Annotated in this window: 14 protein-coding genes and 1 pseudogene; 8 read left to right on the top strand and 7 right to left on the bottom strand. The window is 65.5% G+C overall.

The annotated features are described in order from the left end of the window. Window positions 1–5: 5 nt before the first annotated feature. The 4 genes from BM397_RS04475 to BM397_RS04460 are packed head-to-tail and all read right to left on the bottom strand — an operon-like array spanning window position 6 to window position 3,786. Complete coding sequence (locus BM397_RS04475; protein ID WP_092419003.1) at window positions 6–821, bottom strand: ABC transporter permease; 816 nt, start codon at window positions 819–821, stop codon at window positions 6–8. Beyond that, a complete protein-coding gene (locus BM397_RS04470; protein ID WP_092419001.1) occupies window positions 814–1,644 on the bottom strand; it encodes an ABC transporter permease in 831 nt (276 codons plus the stop codon). Before BM397_RS04470 ends, BM397_RS04475 begins: the two co-directional genes overlap by 8 nt. A 14-nt stretch (window positions 1,645–1,658) precedes the next feature. Next, a complete protein-coding gene (locus BM397_RS04465) occupies window positions 1,659–2,696 on the bottom strand; it encodes an ABC transporter substrate-binding protein (RefSeq protein ID WP_092418999.1) in 1,038 nt (345 codons plus the stop codon). Between the two features lie 22 nt (window positions 2,697–2,718). Further along, entirely contained in the window at window positions 2,719–3,786 is a 1,068-nt protein-coding gene (locus tag BM397_RS04460) for an ABC transporter ATP-binding protein (protein WP_092418997.1), read from the bottom strand. Window positions 3,787–4,025: 239 nt separating this feature from the next. On the opposite strand from BM397_RS04460, the gene BM397_RS04455 reads away from it, so the two are divergent. The 8 genes from BM397_RS04455 to BM397_RS04420 all read left to right on the top strand — a co-directional run bounded on the left by BM397_RS04455 (window position 4,026) and on the right by BM397_RS04420 (window position 12,975). Then, the gene (locus BM397_RS04455) at window positions 4,026–4,730 is read left to right on the top strand and encodes a GntR family transcriptional regulator (protein ID WP_092418995.1); all 705 of its coding nucleotides are present in this window, start codon (window positions 4,026–4,028) and stop codon (window positions 4,728–4,730) included. 238 nt (window positions 4,731–4,968) lie between these two features. Next, window positions 4,969–5,895 carry an ABC transporter substrate-binding protein gene (locus BM397_RS04450; RefSeq protein WP_092418993.1) on the top strand — a complete coding sequence of 309 codons (927 nt, stop codon included), beginning with the start codon at window positions 4,969–4,971 and terminating at the stop codon, window positions 5,893–5,895. Window positions 5,896–5,901: 6 nt separating this feature from the next. Further along, window positions 5,902–6,723 (top strand): amino acid ABC transporter permease, encoded by an 822-nt coding sequence (locus BM397_RS04445; protein ID WP_092418991.1) that lies wholly within the window; start codon window positions 5,902–5,904, stop codon window positions 6,721–6,723. 23 nt (window positions 6,724–6,746) lie between these two features. After that, entirely contained in the window at window positions 6,747–7,871 is a 1,125-nt protein-coding gene (locus BM397_RS04440) for a sugar phosphate isomerase/epimerase family protein (RefSeq protein ID WP_092418989.1), read from the top strand. Window positions 7,872–8,256: 385 nt separating this feature from the next. Continuing rightward, a complete protein-coding gene (locus tag BM397_RS04435; protein ID WP_245695922.1) occupies window positions 8,257–9,999 on the top strand; it encodes an Ldh family oxidoreductase in 1,743 nt (580 codons plus the stop codon). Window positions 10,000–10,037: 38 nt separating this feature from the next. Next, a complete protein-coding gene (locus BM397_RS04430; protein WP_092418987.1) occupies window positions 10,038–11,027 on the top strand; it encodes a sialic acid TRAP transporter substrate-binding protein SiaP in 990 nt (329 codons plus the stop codon). A 76-nt stretch (window positions 11,028–11,103) separates the two neighbouring features. Next, on the top strand, window positions 11,104–11,688 hold the full coding sequence (locus BM397_RS04425) for a TRAP transporter small permease (RefSeq protein WP_092418985.1): 585 nt from the start codon (window positions 11,104–11,106) through the stop codon (window positions 11,686–11,688). 9 nt (window positions 11,689–11,697) lie between these two features. After that, window positions 11,698–12,975 carry a TRAP transporter large permease gene (locus BM397_RS04420; protein ID WP_092418979.1) on the top strand — a complete coding sequence of 426 codons (1,278 nt, stop codon included), beginning with the start codon at window positions 11,698–11,700 and terminating at the stop codon, window positions 12,973–12,975. Window positions 12,976–13,843: 868 nt separating this feature from the next. Here BM397_RS04420 and BM397_RS29605 read toward each other — a convergent pair. The 3 genes and pseudogenes from BM397_RS29605 to BM397_RS04410 all read right to left on the bottom strand — a co-directional run. Further along, window positions 13,844–14,126 (bottom strand): annotated as a pseudogene (locus BM397_RS29605) (IS5/IS1182 family transposase); the annotation flags it as partial. Window positions 14,127–14,356: 230 nt separating this feature from the next. Beyond that, on the bottom strand, window positions 14,357–15,217 hold the full coding sequence (locus BM397_RS04415) for an aldo/keto reductase (protein WP_092418977.1): 861 nt from the start codon (window positions 15,215–15,217) through the stop codon (window positions 14,357–14,359). Between the two features lie 281 nt (window positions 15,218–15,498). Then, window positions 15,499–16,060 (bottom strand): zinc-binding dehydrogenase (locus tag BM397_RS04410; protein ID WP_143187054.1); only part of this gene is annotated, 562 nt, incomplete at its 5' end.

Below are 16,060 nucleotides of genomic sequence, written 5' to 3'. Positions count from 1 at the left end.
CGGGGTCAGCGGGCATCTCGCCCACCGAAGCGTTGCAGGGTAACGAGCAGCAGGGCCGCGGCGAGGATCAGCACGCCCGAAACCGCAGCGACCCGTCCGTCGAGGCTTTCCTCGAGCATGGCAAAGAGGCGCAGCGGCAGCATGGTCCGGCCGGGATCGCCGAGGAAGAGTGTCACCGACACGTTGTCGAGCGACTGCATGAAGACGAGGAAGGCGCCCGCGAGGATACCGGGAAGGATGCCCGGCAGGCTGATACGCAGGAAGGTGCGGGCGCGGCTGGCGCCGAGCGTGGCCGAGGCTTCCTCGAGCGCCGGGTTCATGCGCTGCGCGAGGCCCAGCACCGTGCGGAACATCAGCGGTGCGAAGACCGCCGCATGGCCGATCAGCACCGCGAGGAAGGAGGGGCCGAGACCGAGCAGGCTCAGAGCCAGCAGCGCGGCGAGCGCGTAGACAAGGCTGGGCAGCACCAGCGGTGCCAGCAGCACCGGCTCGACCGATCCGGCGAAGCGCTTCGGTGCGCGCGCCAGCGCCCAGGCGGCGGGGGCGGTGATCAGCGTGACCACGGCGACCGTGGAGAGCGCCACCTCGATCGAGTTCTTCGCGGCGGTGTGGATCGGCTCGGAGGCGATCGGATCGAACAGCATCTCGTACCAGCGCAGCGAGAAGCCCTCGGGCGGGAAGCGCAGCGTCGTGCCGGAGTTGAAGGACATCAGCAGTGCCAGCAGGATCGGGCCGATCATGAAGGCCAGCATCGCGAGGCCGCAGCCCCAGACGAAGGCCCAATACAAGGCGGTGGAGATCTTCGAACGTGTCTCAAGCATGACCTTGGAGCCTTTCGTGACGGGCGAGCATGGTGAGGCCCAGCATGATGACGCCGGTGGACGCCAGAAGAAGGATCGAGATCGCGGCGGCCATCGGCCATTGGAAGAGTACACCGACCTCGCGGTAGACGAATTGCGGAAGATAGATCAGCCGCGCGCCGCCGATGACGCTCTGCGTTACGTAGGAGGTGGTGGCGGAGGCAAAGACCAGCACCCAGCCCGCCAGCACGGCGGGGATGATCTGCGGGAAGATCGCCGAGAACCAGGCGCGCCAGCGCCCCGCCCCGAGCACCTCAGCGGCCTCCAGCGTCTTGCGGTCGGCGCGGTTGAGTACGGCGAAGACCGGCAGCAGCAGCAGCGGCAGTTCGATCTGCACCAGCGCAATGATCAGCCCGGTCTCGGAAAAGAGCAGCGAGAACGGGCGCTCGGTGAGGCCGAGCCCGAGCAGCGTCTGGCTGATCGGCCCGTTGCGCCCGAGCAGCACCACCCAGGCGAAGGTGCGCACCACGTTGGCGGTCAGCATCGGCAAGAGCGTGCAGATCAGGATCAGCCCGCGGAGACGTTTCCCCGCGTGCCAATAGAGCATCACCAGCGGCAGCGCCGCCAGCGAGACGAAGCAGGTCACCTTCGCGCCAAGCGCCAGCGTGCCGGTAAGCACGCCGCGCGCGAAGGGATCGGAAAGGAAGGCCGCGAAGTTCCCAAGGCCCCAACTTCCATCCGCCCCGCGCAGGCTGATGCCGGCGAGCAGCAGCAGTGGCGAGATGAAGAACAGCACCATGAAGGCGATCATGGGCCACGACAGTAAGGTTTCTTTGCGGATCATCGCGGCTCTCCCGATCAGCGGACGACGAGGCGGTCGAAGGTTTCCGTCCACTCGGCGCGGTGCTTGTTGATCGCTTGCCAGTCCGGGTAGACGGCGTTGGCGACCTGTTCGGGGGTGACGAACTGCGAGACGACCTCGGAATACGGCACATCCATGTTGGTCGGGATCATCGCGGTCGGCGGCTCGGCCAGCTGGGTCTGCGCGGCAGCGTCGATGGCGGCATCCATATAGGCGTAGACGCCATCGGGGTTGGACGCACCCTTCACCAGGTGGATCGCGACGGGCACCGAGGGCGAGCCGGTTTCGGGATGGGCAAACTCGCAGGGCATACCCAGTTCACGCAGCTTGGCGACGTTGCCGGTCGAGGCCATGAACACGGCGATCTCGCCCTGCTGGTACATGGTCATCTGGTTCGAGCCCGAGGTCGCGATGGCGCCGATCTTCGGCAGGTAGGCCTCGAGCAGGTCGAAGACCGGCTGCATGTTGTCATAGGTGCCGCCGTAGGCCTTGTTGATCTCGGTATAGGCCATGGTCGCGGTGTTCGAGCCGAAGCCGATGAGCGCGAGATTGCCCTCGTACTGCGGGTCCTCGAAGAGCGCCTTGTAGCCCGCGGGCTTGTCGACCACCTCGGGGTTGTAGGCGATGCCGTTGACCTCGATCGTCACATAGGGCCCCCACTCGTTCTGCGCGGCGGGGCTCAGCTTGTCCCAGTTCTTCAGGCGCGTGGGGTCGATCTTCTCGATCAGCCCTTCCTGGATCAGGATGTCGCTCTGGCCCGGCGAGACGAGCAGCGCGTCATAGGGCGGCTGGCCGGGGCTGGCCATCAGGCGGGCGATCTGGTCCTGCGCCAGCGACGGTGCGACGGTCAGATCAAAGCCCGCGTCCTTGACCATCGGGCCGACGATCGAGCGGTAGGCGTCTTCCCAGCTGCCCGGGAAAGTGGCGGCGACGACCTTGCCGCCGGAGGCAAAGGCGGGACGGATCAGCGCCGGCGTGGCAAGGGCCGAGAGGCCGGCCATGGTGAAGGCGCGGCGGGTCAGGTTGATGGTCATGTCAGTCTCCTCGTTGGGTTTTTCAGTTGATCTGGTTGTTGCCGGGAAAGACGTGCAGGCGGGAGGTGTCCGGGATCAGCCAGATGGCATCTCCCTTTCCGGGACGGGGGCCGCCGTCGCGCAGGACCTGCGCCTTGATCGCGGTGCCGTCGGGAAGCTTGGCGTCGATGGTGAGGAAGCGCCCCATCACCACGGCGCGATCGAAGCGCGCGGCGATGGCGCCGGGCTGCTCGGTGAGCGACAGGCTCAGGTCCTCGGGACGGGAAGTCACGATCACCTCGGCGCCCGGGAGGTAGTTCAGCGTCCGGTTCATCGCGATCTCGGAACCATCGGCGGTCCTCAGGCGGCCCGCGCCGGTCACTGTGGCGTGCTGTTGGTTGGCGTGGCCGATGAAGCCGTTGACGAAGAGGCTGGCGGGATGGTCGTAGATCTCTTCCGGCGAGCCGACCTGTTCGACGCGGCCCTCGTTCATCACCACGAGCTGGCCGGCAACCGCCTGCGCCTCTTCCTGATCGTGGGTCACCATGACCGTCGTGATGCCCACGTCATCCTGCATGCGCACCAGTTCGGCCTGAAGCTCGGAGCGCAGTGCGCGGTCAAGCGCGCCGAAGGGCTCGTCCATCAGCAGCGCCGAGGGATCGGTCGCCAGGGCGCGGGCCACGGCGACGCGCTGCTGCTGGCCGCCCGAAAGGCTCGGCGGGAAGCGGTTCGCAAAGGCGGTCAGCCGGACCAGTTCGAGCAGCCGGGAAACGCGCTCCCTGCGCTCCTGCCGCGGCAGATGGGCGAGGCCATAGGCGACGTTCTCGGCCACCGTCATATGCGAGAAGAGCGCGAAGTTCTGAAAGACCATCCCCAGCTTGCGGTTGCGCACCTGCACTTTGGTCAGGTCACGCCCCTGCAGCGAGATACGGCCGCGGTCGGGGGTGATGAGCCCGGCGATGGCCCGCAGGATCGTCGACTTGCCACAGCCCGAGGGCCCCAGCAGGGCAACGACCTTGCCGTCGGGCACGTCGAAATTCACGTTGTGGAGGACTTGCTTGTCCTCGTAGCTGTGATCCACGTTGCTGATCTGCAATCCGGTGTCGGCCATGATACGGGTGCTCCGCTGGTTGCGAACTGTGATGACTCGACTGTTGCGTCACATCATGTTCGCAGATCAATGCGTAAGTTTGTACGAAAGTTTGTTCGCGACTATTGTGCGGAGTTTTTGCGCAGATATACTCAAGGTGCGCCCTTTCCGGGCGCCCTGAGAACGCATTCCCTGTATCTTTGCTGCGCGGACCGCTAAATCTCGGTCATTCCGAGAGGCCGGCCTGTGGAGCGTTTCCAATGAAAGACAGCATGATTCTATCTGACGACATCTCCGAGGTGATTTGCGCAACTTTGCGCGCGGCGATCTTCGAAGGCGCGCTGAAGCCCGGCGACAAGCTGAAGGAAGACATCCTGGCGAAGCATTTCGGCGCCTCCCGCACGGTGGTGCGCGGCGCGCTGACCATGCTGGCGCAGCAGCATCTCGCGGAGCGCCGGCGCAACCACGGCTCCTTCGTGGCCACCCCCACCCCGGCCGAGGCGAAGAACCTCCTCGCCTCCCGCCGCGTGCTTGAAATGGCGGTGATGGACGCGCTGCCGGGCCGCCTGAACAAGAAGGAATTCGACGTTCTCGCGCGCACCATAGAGAATGAGACAAAGGTCCACTCGGGCAGTGACGCCACGGAGAAAAAGCGCATTGCTGGAGATTTTCACCATATTCTGGCGGAATACGCGGGCAATCACGTGCTGCTCGAGATGCTGGAAAACGTCATCACCCGGCTCTCGCTGGTCAACGCTCTCTATGAACGCGCCAATGACTGTACCTGCGGCACCTCCCATCACGCGCTGATCCTCGATCACCTGAAGGCCGGGGACTATGACGCAGCCCGCACGGCCATGGCCGTGCATCTCGAGGACATGGAAGGCAACATCGCCTTCGAAGGTGTCGACGGCGAAAAGGACGAGTTCCTTGCCATCCTCGAGCGGATGACCGGCAAGCCCTGATCCCGACGCAGCGCCCGGCAGAGGCCGGGACGAATCGCGCCTAGCGTTCGCATTTCGCCCAAGAATGCGCCATCATGACGTTCTGAGTTGCGTTTTGCTCGCGCGCGCGGCGCTCCACGACATTTTCCACGCTGCGGTTCGCCAAAACTTTCGAATGAACTTGCGCAAGTTTTGTCGTGAGGTGAGTTTGAGGGTGTAGCGCCGAGCAACGGCGCGCCTGACAACAGGGACCCTCCTCATGAACAAACTCGTCAAGATGGCACTCGGCCCGGCGCTCGCCGCCACCCTCGCCACCTCCGCCCTCGCGCAGGGCATGACCGAGGTCATGCACGCGTCGGATGACATCACCGCCCTGCCCGGCGTCACCGCCAACCCTGATCTCGCTGCGGGCCTGCCGCAAACGATCCGCGATGCGGGCGTGCTGCGCGTCGCCACCGACCTCACCCCGCCGATCAGCTTTCACGATGACGCGGGCAAGCTCATCGGCATCGACGCCGATATTGCCGCCTCCCTCGGCGTGATCCTCGGTGTCGAGGTGCAGATGACCGACCTCGGCGCAGGCGCGGGCATCGTCCCGGCAATCCTGTCCCGGCGCTTCGACATGACGATCTCGGGCATCAACGACGATCCCGAACTGGAAAAGCAGGTCGACGTGATCGACTACATGTATGACGCGACGACGATCATGGTGCTTGACGGCAACCCGCTGAACATCGCCTCGATGGACGATCTCTGCGGCAAGCGCGTCGCGGTGCCCGTGGGCACCTTCCAGAACCGCCTCGTCACCGCCTTCGCCGAAGGCTGCGCAGAACCAATGAACATCATGTCGCTGCCGAAGATGCCCGAAGTGCTTCAGGCCGTCCGCAGCGGCCGCGCCGATGCCACGGTCAACGGCTATGCCACCAGCGTCTATTCGACCGAGAAACAGGTCGGCAAGGGCGTGGGCCTTCAGGCACTGCCCGACATCCGCCTCGCGGTCGGCTACCTTGGCATGCTGACCCACAAGGAGAACCCCGAGCTGCGCGACACCGTCGTCGCCGCGCTTCAGCAGATGGTCGACGCAGGCGGCTATGCGCAGATCATGGAGAAATGGGGCCTCGCCCCGCTCGCCGTCGAGACCGTCAAGGTCAATGACGCCGCCTCCATGCCCGTCGAAACGGAGTAAGACACCATGGCCTCCATCGAGACCGACTTTCGCGCACCGCCCGCACGACTGAAGATCCGGTGGGGGCAGATCGCCACGGGCGGCACGGCGCTGCTGATCCTCGGCGCCATGGTCTGGGTCGTCGCCCAGAGCCAGAGCATCCTCTGGGCCGAGATCCCCGGCTACCTGCTCGATCCGCGCATCCTCAGCGGTGTGGTGCTGACCCTGAAGCTGACCGTGGGCGCCATGATCTTCGGCATCGTCGTGGGCTGCGTCGTGGCGGCCATGGCGATCAGCGAGAACCTCGTGCTGCGCGCCATCGCGGCGGGTTTCGTCTGGTGGTTCCGCGGCGTGCCGCTGATCGTGCAGATCTTCCTGTGGTTCAATATCGCGCTCTTCGTGCCCCGCCTCGGGCCCTATGACATCAACCTGCTGGTGACCCCGGCGGTGGCGGGCTTCCTCGCCCTCGGGCTGCACGAGGCCGCCAATATGTCCGAGATCATCCGCGCGGGCCTCAAGGCTGTCGACAAGGGCCAACGCGAGGCGGCGCAGGCGCTCGGCCTCAAGCCGCTGCAGATCATGCGCACGATCATCCTGCCGCAGGCGGTGCGGCTGGTCATCCCGCCCACCGGCAATCAGGCGATCGGCATGCTGAAGGCCAGCGCCATCGTCTCGGTCATCGGCATGCGCGACCTGCTGACCATGGCGCAGCAGATCTACGCCGCCAACTTCCTGGTCATCGAACTGCTGTTCGTGGCCTCCATCTGGTACCTCGGCATCACCACGGTGGCGCAGATCGGCCAGCATTACCTAGAGAAACGCTTCGCGCCCAAGGGCCGCGGAAACTGATCCCCACCGGAAAGGACTTCCCCATGAAACTCGGCATCGACTGGCAGAAACTGCCGGAAGCCACGACGCGCGGCCCGATGGCCAGCCTCGACCACGTGCAGGAGATGGGGCTCGCGGGGATCTTCTTTCCCACCGTGCTCGACATGTCCCCGACGCTGGACCGCGGCTTCCTGAAGGAGCTGCGCGCCAAGGCCGACGCGATGGGGCTCTACCTCGAAGCGGGCCTCGGCAAGATCAACCCCTACTGCAGCGCCGAGGCGCCCGAGCTGCGCGCCGCCGGCAATGGCGATATCCTCGCCGGCCTGACCCGCATGATCGAGATCGCCGCCGAGATCGGGTTGCACGAGCTCTGGATCTCGCCCGGCAATTTCAAGGGCCAGTTCCCCGGCCGCCTCGCCAACGACCGCTTCCGCACCGACATCGACTGGGCCGATCAGCTTGCCGCGATGGAGAAGATCATGCATCGCCTCGCGCCCGCGCTGCGCGACCATGGCTCGCATATGAACATGGAGACGCATGACGAGATCACCTCCTTCGAGATCCTGCGCCTGATCGAGGCGGTGGGCGACGATGTGACCGGTGCCGTGCTCGACACCGCCAACGGGTTGCAGCGCGGCGAGCACCCGGTCTGGGCGGCCCGGCGCCTCGCGCCCTACGTCCGGCAGACCCACATCAAGGACGCCTATGTCGCCCGCGCCCCCGGCGGCCTCGACTTCCAGGGCCGCGCCTGCGGCGAGGGCATCGTCGACTTCGCGGCGATCCTGCCGATCCTCGTCGAGGCGAACCCGCAGCTGAACCTCTCGCTCGAAATGGCAGCCTCCTGCGACGACAAGCCCCGCGCCGCCAACCCGCGCCAATGCATCCAGATCAATGACCCGGTCTGGCGTGCGGTCCATCCGGACCTGACGGCCGAGGAATACGAGGCCTACATGCAGATGGTTGATGTCTACGAGGAGCGCATCGCCCGCGGTGCCATCGAGAACTGGGAGACTTACGAGAGCCGCAACTACGGCTATCCGAGCTACGCCAATCAGTCCTACCGCTACGCCGAAGCCCGCGCCTACATCCGCAGGTCGGCCGATCACATCATGGCGGTGAGCGCGGAAGTGGGTATCCGTCTGGAGCTGCCAGAGCCCGACTACGCCTGACCGACGCTCTTCCTGCCGCAAAGGCCCTCAAGCACTTGGCGGACCATATCCTCCGCCAAGTGCTGTTTGCGGGTGCGCCAGCGGATGTATGTCACGGCCTTCTCGGCGGATAGCTTCTGTGTGCCGGGTTTCTGACTCATCTCCGCTCCGTGGTGACCAGGGTGAGCCAGAAGCCTTCCTTTCCGAAATCAATTCAGATGTGCCGTGAACGATGGCGCCGGACACCCCGCGGCGCGTGCACAACCTTCAGAGGTTCCACAGCTTGGCGGTCGTTCACCTGAAGACAGGGACACTCCGCAGGACCCTTGCCTCCACAGCCTAAGATCACAGTTGACCGATCGCTGGTATACCATATACCGTTCGGACATGTGGAGGAGGGACGATCGTGGATGCAGCGACCTTGCGTGAGGGCACGCCCAAACTGTCCGACCGGGCCCGCGATGCGATCCGGGACCAGATCATCTCCGGTGACCTGCCAATGGGCTCTGCCCTGCGTGAATCCGAGCTGGCCACGAGCCTGGGCATGTCGAAGATCCCCGTGCGCGAGGCACTGGTGCAACTCGAATGCGAGGGGATGATCACCACCCGTCCGAACCGCAGCCCGCGCGTCTTCGAGATGTCTCAGGACGACATCAGCAGCCTCGGCGAGCTGCGCGAGATGCTCGAGACCGAGGCGCTGCGCCTCGCCATAGCCCGCAATGCCCTGCCACTCGCCACCCGTCTGCGCGAGATCACCGGGCAGATGACCGAGGCACTCGCCACCCGCGACGCGCGTAGCTACAAGCTGCTCGACAACGTCTTTCACCATGCGATCTTTGCCGAATGTGGCAACGTCTACCTGGAAAAGACGCATCACATGCTGTCCTTCCGTATCCAGGCGCTGCGCAACAAGCTGAGCCGCGAACACGAGCTGAACGAGCGCTCCCTCGCGGAGCACCAGCACCTCGCTGCGCTGGTCGCCCAGGGGGACATCGCGGCGGCCGAGACGCTGATGCGCAGCCACATCCGTGACACCACGCAGAACTACCTGGCGCAGGAGAGCGCTGCGAGCGCCGCGCCGCGACCGCCCGCGCGCGTGATGCAGGCCGAGATGGAGCGGTTCGCCGAGGACGCGATGGCGGCAGCGGGCTGCGATGCCCCGACCCGGGCGGCGGTGGTCCGTGCGCTCAGCCATGCCTCTTCGCTGGGGGTCGACACCCATGGCTACAGGCTGCTGCCGCACTACCTCGAGGGCTTCACCAAGGGACGGCTGAACCCCGCGCCCGAGGTGCGCTTCCTGCGCGAAAGCGCTGGCGCCGCACTGCTCGACGGCGACGATGCGCATGGCGCGCGCGCCACCTATGCGGCGGTCGACAAGGCCGTGGCATTGGCACGCGCCAGCGGCTCAGGCGCAGTGGCGATCCGGGCCAGCTCTCACTTCGGTGCGGCGGGGGCCTATGCACGCGCCATCGCCGAAGAGGGGCTCTTGGGGTTCTGTTTCTGCAATTCCGACAGCTTCGTGCGCTTGCACGGCGGCGCCCAGAAGTTCCACGGCACCAACCCGATCTCGATGGCGGGCCCCGCCGGAGAGAACGAAGAGCCCTGGCTCTTCGACATGGCAACCAGCGCGATCCCCTTCAACAAGGTGCAGCTTTCCCGCGCGCTCGGCATCGAGCTGCCTGCGGACACCGCCTCGAATGCGCTCGGCGAGAATGTCACAGACCCCGAACTGGCCGAGATGCTCGCGCCGCTCGGTGGCGAATTCGGCTACAAGGGCGCGGGGCTCGCGGGGATCTCGGAAATCCTCAGCACCGCGCTTTCGGGGGCGCCGCTCAGCTTCGAGCTGCCCGGGATGATTTCCGACGACATGGCCACCCCGCGCGGGCTCGGGGCCTTCGTCATGGCCTTTGACCCGGCGGCCTTTGCCGGGCTCGAGATCTTCACCGACACCATTCGCCGCTATCGCAACGCCATCCGGGGCTCGAGCGCCGCGCAGGGGGCCGAGGTGATGGCGGCAGGTGACCGCGAGTGGGCAGAAGGCAAGCGCCGGGCGCTGCAGGGCATGACGCTCGACCAGACGGCCGTCGAGGCGCTGACGCGCTTCGCGCAAGAAAAAGGCATCCCGCCATTGGAGGTGGTGGGCAGCTGAAAAGTCCAACTTTTTGGGAATTTAGGGAGGAGAACCAAATGACCCGCATCACCAAGACACTGGCATTGCTGACCACCGCGGCGGTTGCGCTGGGAGCGGCCCTGCCGGCCTCGGCGCAGGCCGAGCGCGTGCTCAAGTTCGCGCATGTCTACGAGACCGCCGAACCCTATCACACCTGCGCCGTGTCGGCGAATGACGCGCTGATGTCGGCCACCGACAACCGCCTCGGCATCGAGGTCTTCCCGGCCTCGACGCTGGGCAAGGAGTCGGACATCAACGAGGGCCTGAGCCTCGGTACGGTGGACATCATCTACACCGGCCAGCTGTTCGCCGGGCGCTATTACGGACCGCTCGCCATCGGCGGTGCGCCCTTCATGTTCCGCGACTACGCGCATTGGGACGCCTATCGCAACTCGGACCTCTTCGACGAGCTGACCCAGGGCTACGCCGATGCCACCGGCAACCACGTCACCTCGCTGACCTACTACGGCCAGCGCCACGTCACTTCGAACAAGCCGATCCTCGCGCCGGCGGACATGGAAGGGCTGAAGATCCGCGTGCCCAACGCGCCGCTCTACATGATGTTCCCCAAGGCCACCGGCGGCAATCCGACGCCGATCGCCTTCGCCGAGGTTTACCTCGCGCTACAGCAGGGCACGGTGGACGCGCAGGAGAACCCGCTGCCGACCATCCAGGCCAAGAAGTTCTACGAGGTGCAGTCCAACATCAACCTCACCGGCCATATCACCGACGCGCTGCTGACCATCGTCGGCGGTCCGACCTGGACCAGCCTGTCGGAAGAGGATCAGGCCGCGCTCGAACAGGTGCTGGATGATACCGCCACCTGCGCCACCGAACAGGTGATCGAGGCCGAGAACAACCTCACGCAGTGGTTCATCGACGAAGGCGTGACGGTCAACGAGGTGGATCGCGGTCCGTTCATCGAGGCGGTGAAGGCGGTGCACAACGGCGACATGGCGACCTGGGACCAGGAGACCTACGACCGTCTGCAGGCCATCGGCCAGTAACGGGCCCCCAGCCCGACCAACGTGCCGGCGGCGGCCTCTGCCGCCCCGGCTCACCGATCCTCATGCGAGGCGCCCCATGTACGACGACACCAAGCCGGACACCTCCGGCCAAGAGGACCTGAGCCTCCACATCTCGGATCAGGACGCGGAGGAGATCGACCTCTCCGACATCCGTCCGCAGGACTTTCTGGTGCTGGCCCTGTTCTGGGTGCTGGCCTTCGTGGTCTTCCTGCAATTCTTCACCCGCTACGTGCTCAACGACTCGCTGGGCTGGACCGAGGAGATCGCCCGCTACCTGCTGATCGGCGTCACCTTCGCCGGCTCTGTCATGGCGGCGCGCAAGCACAGCCACATCGCGGTGGAGTTCCTCTACCGCTGGGTACCGCGCCCGCTGCGCCGGGTGATGCAGAGCGTCATCGACCTCATCACAACCGGCTTCTTCGCCACGCTCGCCTGGCTCTCGGGCCAGCTCGCCACGCGCACCGGCGGCATGATGGTCTCGATCGACGTGCCGAAGTCCTACGTCTACTGGTTCGTCGCCCTGTGCTTCGCGGGCATGGCGATCCATTCCGCGATCAACGGCATCCGCCACCTGACCAGCGGCACCAGCCGGCTCATCGACCCCGAAGACTTCGCGGATGAACCCCGCGCCATCGACTAGGACCCGGACATGACAATCACGCTTCTCTTCGTGCTGCTCTTCGTGCTCATCCTGGTGGGCGTGCCGGTGGCCATCGCGCTGGCCGGGGCCTCGCTGGCCTTCATCCTGTCGGGCACCGTCCCGCCGATGGTGGTGGCGCACCGCATGGTGAATGGCGTCGACAGCTTCCCGCTGCTCGCCGTGCCCTTCTTCATCCTCGCCGGCAACCTGATGAACACCGCCGGGATCACCGAGCGCATCTTCAACTTCGCTCTGGCACTGGTCGGCTGGATGCGCGGCGGGCTCGGCCATGTGAACGTCGGCGCCTCGGTGATCTTCGCCGGCATGTCCGGCGCGGCGGTGGCCGACGCCGGCGGGCTCGGTGCGATCGAGATCAAGGCCATGCGCGATGCCGGCTACAAGACCGATTTCGCCGTCGGCATCACCGCCGCCTCGTCGACCATCGGTCCGATCATCCCCCCTTCCCTGCCGATGGTGATCTACGGGGTGGTGGCGAGCGCCTCGATCGGCCAGCTCTTTGCCGCGGGCTTCATCCCGGGACTGGTCATGGCCGTGGCGCTGATGCTCATGGTGGCCTATTTCGCCCGCCGAGATGGGTTCAAGCGCGACCAGCCCTTCGCGATCCGCATCCTCGCCCACAGCTTCAAGCGCGCCTTCCTGTCGCTGCTCACCCCGGTGATCATCGTCGGCGGCATCCTCACCGGGGCCTTCACCCCGACCGAGGCCGCCGTGGCCGCCTGTGCCTATGCGATCTTCCTCGGAGCCGTGGTCTACCGTACGCTCACACTGCGCCGGCTGATCCGGGTCAGCTACGACACCATCGAGACGACCGCCGTGGTGCTGCTGGTGGTGGGCGCTGCCTCGATCTTCGCCTGGATCCTGACGTCGAACCGGGTGCCGGAGATGGCGGCAAACCTGCTGCTCGGCGCATCGGACAACCCGGTGGTCATCCTGCTGCTGATCAACCTCGTGCTGCTGATCGTCGGCTGCTTCATGGAGACCGTTGCGGCGATCACCATCCTCGTGCCGGTGCTGCTGCCGGTCGCGGTACAGCTCGGCGTCGATCCGGTGCACTTCGGGGTGATCATGGTGCTGAACCTGATGCTGGGGCTGCTGACGCCGCCGGTCGGCATGGTGCTCTACGTGCTGAGCCGGGTGGCCAACATTCCCTTCGAGCGGGCGCTCTCGGGCACGGCGCCCTTCCTGATCCCGCTGGTGCTGGTGCTGCTGCTGGTGACCTTCGTGCCGGGCATCACCATGTGGCTGCCGACCCTGATCTATCGTTGATCCCTGCGTCGAGAAGACCGCGACCACCAGTGAGCGGGCCCATGCTGAGCGGCTCGCACAAGGTGCCTGGACTTCGATAGGGGACCTGGCGCGTCGGTGGTCCGGAGCTCATGCAGCCCCTCGCGCTGACTTGAATGGGACCGCAACGGCACTCGGGGTAAAAGCTCCGGGTGCCGACTGCGGTCGCCACCCGTTGCGGTCGCGCCAAAGGCAGAGCTCCGGGTCCTCCTCTGTGAACTCGACCGACGGATCGTCTTGTGCGACCCCGGGATCAGGACCGCTTTCAATCCGAGCGCGCAACGGGCTGTGCTGCGCCGGCTCTCCATCTGCCCGGTGATCCTCAACACCCCGGCCAGTCCCGCCGTCAAACCCGATGCCACGAGATCAGCGGGACCACCTCGGAATTGAGCCGCCGCGGCCGTGAGCCAGTTGAACGAGCCGACAAAGCGCTTCTCGCGCGCAATGACATGGGCCTGGGCACACGAAGCAGACGCCGTCGCACCTTCCGCGAGGGGAAGCGTGCCAAAATCCCAGCTCCGTGCCTTCTCTGCGAGTGGCGCGCGCCGCGCTGGTGCCCAGAGGTGATGCAGCGCAGGCACCTCGGTCGTGGACAGTGAATTGGCAACCACCCTCGCCGAAACGCTCTCGCTGCGCAGTTCTGCGAGCAAGTCCAGCCCACCTTCCCGCGGGACGAAATAGCGCGAGAGCCCGATCAGCTCTTCTTTCGTAACTCGCACTTTTTGCAGCAATACCCTTGCCACCGCCACCGGTCCCGAAACCTTCTCGGAAGCATCGGCGAAACGATCAACCTGGGCCGCGGTGATCTCTTCGGCGCCCTCGCCCCGGGCCCGCGCCCCACGTTCTGGGCTCAGGCCTCATAGCAACAGATGACCCTCGCTGCGAGGGCGATGGCGGAGAGGAAGGCGCTGAGACAGCGGTCGTATCTGGTCGCGATGCGACGCCAGTCCTTTGGCGGTCCAAACATCATCTTGATGCGGTTGCGCCGCTTGTCCGTCATGCGTTGCGGTCGGCCGGGGATGCAGGCGCACTTCCCCCTTGTCTTCGAGCGCGCCCCTGGACCGATCAGTGGCATGGCCCCCATTGCCGAGCAACCATTTGCCGCTTGGCAGACTGTCCAGAAACGCCCGCGCCAGTCAGCGACGAATGGCTTGCCCCGGGCTTCTGGAAAACAGGCCTGCCGTCGCGCAACCTGCGCCTCGCTCAGCCCAGACAGACGTGTCACCGGCCGTGTTCCGAAGGTTGAATCATGGCCCCTGCAAACAAAGGGTCCTGAGCCTCGAGGGCCGCCCGGCACAAAAAGACGCCGCGCGAATTGCGCGGCGTCTCTCGGGACACTCCGTGCCCGTCTCGGTCTGGCAGCTCAGCTCTTGGCGTAGACCGGGAACATGCTGGCGTCGCCGTAGTCTTTGATCTCCTCGGCGCTCTTCAGGGCGTCCATGTCCGCGTCCGAGATCACGAAGTCCAGCTCGGCGTTGCTCTTCATGTGCGCCGGGTTGCCGGTTTTCGGCAGCGCCGCGAGACCCAGTTGCAGCACGTAGCGGATGCAGAGTTGCGGGACGGTGACGCCGTATGTGTCGGCCATCGCCTTGATCTCGGCGTTGTCGAGGATCTTGCCGTGCGCAATGGGCGAATAGGCTTCAACCAGCACGCCGTTCCGCTGGCAGAAGTCGATCAGCTCAAACGGGGTGTTGCTGATATGCGCGAGGACCTGGTTGATCATCGGCTTGACAGTGGCACTGTCCAGAAGGTTCTGCAGGTCGGCCTGCTTGAAGTTCGACACGCCGATGGCGCGGAGCTTGCCGGCCTCGTAGGCCTCTTCCAGCGCCTTCCATGCGGCAAGGTTGCCATCGAACCAGCGGTCCTCGCCGCCGAACTCTGCCCAGGGCTGCGGGCTGTGGATGATCATCAGGTCGATATAATCGAGCCCGAGGGTCTCGAGCGAGCCGTCGATGGCCGCCTTGGCGCCTTCGTAGTCCTTGACCTCAGCCGCCAGCTTGGTCTGCAGGAACAGCTGGTCACGGGCCACGCCGCTCTCGCGGATGCCCAAACCGACACCGCGCTCGTTGCCGTAGGCCTGAGCGGTGTCGATGTGGCGATAGCCCATCGCGATGGCCGCCTTCACGGCGTCGGCCACGACATCGTCTTCGATCATCCAGGTGCCGAGGCCGAGTTTCGGCATGGCGACACCATTCGGCAGGGTGAACGTTTCTTCGAGGATCATCTGTGTCACTCCGGTTCTGGGTTCCCGGACAGGTGCGACCGACGAGATGTCGCTGACGCCTTACCGGCCCTGTCCGCTTCATGACCCGGTATCTAGGCGAGACCGCCCGACTGGATAATCCGCTCAGAGTGGAAGGCACTCATGAGAGCAATGCATGAATGGTCCCATTGCCCGGAGAAAGCGTTCGGCTCCGAATGTCCGACTAGGAAGGACATGTCGAACTCCCGGCAAGCCAAGCGCCCGCCGGGAGAAATTTCAGGTCGGTCGGGAACCGGGGCGGCTCAGAACTCGACCACCGCGCGGATCGACTTGCCCTCGTGCATGAGATCGAAGCCGTGGTTGATCTCGTCGAGGCTCAGCTTGTGGGTGATCATCGGGTCGATCTCGATCTTGCCGTCCATGTACCAGTCGACGAATTTCGGCACATCGGTGCGGCCCTTGGCGCCACCAAACGCCGTGCCCTTCCAGACCCGGCCGGTGACCAGCTGGAACGGACGGGTGCTGATTTCGGCCCCCGCCGGCGCCACGCCGATGATCACCGACACGCCCCAGCCGCGGTGCGAGCATTCCAGCGCGTCGCGCATCACCTTGACGTTGCCGGTGGCGTCGAAGGTGTAGTCCACGCCGCCGATCTGGTCCGCGCCGCGCTTGGTGAGGTTGACGATCTCCTGCACGACGGAGCCCTCGATCTTCGAGGGGTTCACGAAGTGGGTCATGCCGAACTTCTTGGCCATCTCGGCCTTGGAGTCGTTGAGATCCACGCCGATGATCATGTCGGCCCCCGCCATGCGCAGGCCCTGGATGACGTTGAGCCCGATGCCGCCGAGGCCGAAAACCGCCGCG

The organism is Alloyangia pacifica, assembly GCF_900116195.1.
Lineage (GTDB): Bacteria > Pseudomonadota > Alphaproteobacteria > Rhodobacterales > Rhodobacteraceae > Salipiger > Salipiger pacificus.
Note: the sequence above shows the minus strand (reverse complement) of the source record. Positions and strands in the feature narration are given on the sequence as shown.